This is a genomic window from Paracraurococcus ruber, from assembly GCF_004353985.1.
In the GTDB taxonomy this organism is placed as follows: domain Bacteria; phylum Pseudomonadota; class Alphaproteobacteria; order Acetobacterales; family Acetobacteraceae; genus Paracraurococcus; species Paracraurococcus ruber.
This window is the reverse complement of the sequence record NZ_SMOA01000472.1, coordinates 1-2,707: the sequence shown is the minus strand read 5'-3', so window position 1 is coordinate 2,707 and position 2,707 is coordinate 1. Positions and strand designations below refer to the sequence as shown.

Annotated in this window: 1 protein-coding gene; it reads right to left on the bottom strand. The window is 79.6% G+C overall.

The features are described from left to right. Positions 1-2,707 (bottom strand): AsmA family protein (locus E2C05_RS30890; RefSeq protein ID WP_133223439.1); only part of this gene is annotated, 2,707 nt, incomplete at both ends.

The window sequence follows — 2,707 nt, the reverse complement described above, 5'->3', positions numbered from 1 at the left end:
GGGCCTCCAGCCGCTCGAAGGCGGTCGCGCCGCCGGCCAGCGCCCGGCGCAGCGCCGCCTCCGCCACCGCCAGGTCCGGCAGCCCCCCCGCCGCCTGCGCGGCGCCGAGGTCGAGCCCGGACAGCACCCCGTCCCGCGCCGCGACCGTCGCCTCTCCCGCCAGGGTGGCCCAGAGCGCGGCCAGGCTGTGGCCGGCGGCCGACAGGCTGGCGCTGCCCTCCAGCCGCCCGGCCGAGAGGTCGAGCGGCAGGCCGAGCAGCGGGCCGGCCAGCACCGCATCGGCCAGCCTCGCCTCCAGCGCGAGGCGCGGCGGGCTGGCCTCGCCTTCCGCCACCAGGCTGCCGCGCAGCGTGCCGCCGCCGAGGCGGGCCTGCACCCCGTCCAGCCGCAGCGTGCCCGCCGCCAGCTTCAGGGCCGCCGTCGCCTGCTCCGCCAGCACCTGCCCGGCCATCTCCACCCGGCCGGCCTCCAGCGCGATCTCGGCATCCAGCGCGTCCAGCCGGTCGAGCCCGAGCGGCGCGGTGCCGCGCAGCGGCGTCCAGGGCAGCGGCAGCGCCTCCGCCGCGAAGCGCCCGGCCAGCCGCGGCCGCGGCCCGTCCAGCGCCAGCGTCATCTGGCCACGGCCGCGGAAGCCGCCGGCCACCAGGTCCAGATGCTCGGCGGTGATCGCCCTGCCCTGGCCGGACAGGTTGGCGATGGCGGAGAAGGAGCCCTGGCCGAGCCAGTCCCGCACCTCCTCCCCCAGCAGCGGCGCCAGCAGCCGGGCGGCGCCGGGATGCCGCAGCGTCAGGCTGGCCGTCCCGCGGTCCTGCACCGTGTCCAGCAGCGCCCCCGCCTCCACCCGCAAGGCGCCCAGGTCGCCCTCGGCGCGCAGCGCCAGCGCTTCGGCCGCGCCGCTGCCGGTCAGCCGCAGCGCGACCGGCTGCGCCAGCAGCGGCGCCAGGCCGGACCAGCCCGCCGGCAGCCAGGGCACCAGCGTCGCCCCGGCCCCGTTCAGCTCCAGCGTCACGTCCTGCAGCCGCGGCGATGCCCCCAGCTGCACGGCGCCGGAGGCGGCCAGGTCGGCCTCCCCCGTGCGCAGCGCCAGGCGGCGCAGCGTCAGCCGGCCATTCTCCAGCGCGCCGTCGAGCGTCGCGCGGTCAGCCGCCAGCCCGGCCCAGGCGATGCGGTCGGCAGCCAGCCGCAGGTTGAGGTCGAAGCCGGCGAGGCCCGCGGTCAGCGCCGGGCCATCCGGCAGCGGCGGCAGCAGCCCGTTCAGGTCCAGCCGGTCGAGCGTCAGGCCAAGGCCGATGGAGGGCCGCCCATTGGCCCCCTGCCGCCAGACGCCGGCCCCGGTCAGCCGCACCCCGTCGAGCGTGGCGGCGAGGTCGGAGACGGCCGCCTCCGTCCCTTCCAGCCCCAGCTTGAAGCGGCCTTCCGCCGCCCGCAGCCGGGACGGGTCGGTGCCCGCCAGCGGCAGGCCGAGCGCCGCCAGCGTCTCCCGCAGCTGCTTCGCGGCGAAGCGGACCGAGAGTTCGAGCCGCGGCCCCGCCGTGGCGCCGGCCGCCTCGATCTCGGTCTCCCCCGGCAGCAGGGCGGTGACGTCGGAGAGCGAGAGCCGGTCGCCCTCCAGGAAGATGGCGCCGCGCAGCCGCCGCAGCGGCAGGCCGCCGAAGCCGGTGGATTCGGCCGAGAGGTCGAGGCTGACCGGCACCGCCTGCGGCAGCGCATAGGCCCGCGCCCCGCGCAGCGCCGCCATCCAGGCATCGAGGTCGAGCCGCCCGGCCTGCAGCGTCACGTCCAGCCGCGGCGCCGGGGCCAGGCGGAAGGTGGCGGCGCCGCGGGCGGGCTGGCCGCCGAGTTCGAGGGACAGGTCGTCCGCCGCCACCAGGTCTGCGGCGGCGGTCAGGCGGCCGGTGGCGCGCCAGGGCCCGGCGGGTGCCGGGACCAGGACGCTCAGGTCGCTGCCGCCCGCCTCCACCCGGCCTTCGAACCCGCCTTCCGGCGCCAGCACGCCGCGGGCGGAGACCGAGGAGCCGGCGGCGGCCAGCATCAGGTCCAGCGGGGCGATGCCGTCGAAGCCGGCGCGGCCGAGCTGGGCGGTGAAGCGCACGGCATAGCCTCGCCAGGCGAGGCTGCCCTCCGCCACCATCGCCTCCAGCGCGCCGCCGGTGACCAGGCGGGCATTCACCGCCTCGGCCTGCAGCGCGCCGAGGCGGAGCCGGCAATCCTCCAGCCGCGCCTCCAGCGCGCCGAGCAGCGGGGAGAGGCGGAAGCCGGGCAGCGCCACCGGCGGCCAGGGCAGGGTGATCTCGCCGCCGACCAGGGCGATCTCGCGCGGCTCCAGCCGCCCGGCGAGCAGCGCCGGCAGGTCGAGCCGGAGGCGCATGGCGCGGGCGGCGACGCTGACGCCGTCCTCCGCCGCGCCGACCGTCACCGCCTGCGCCTCCACCCGCGGCTGCGGCAGCAGGACCAGGGTGATCGGCCCGTCGAGCGTCACGGGGCGGCCGAGCCGGGCGCTGGCCAGGTCGGCGAGCTCCGGCCGCCAGGATTCCCAGTCCAGCCAGCGCGGAACGGTCCAGAGCGCGGCGGCGAGCAGGGCGAGGAGGGCGAGCCCGCCGCCGAGCAGCCAGCGGCCGCCATGGCGCGGCGGCGCGGCGGGCGGCGCGTCCGGCGGGGCGGCGGGCCAGCGGTGATGATCCGGCGGGCCGGCGGGCGGCGCAGCCTC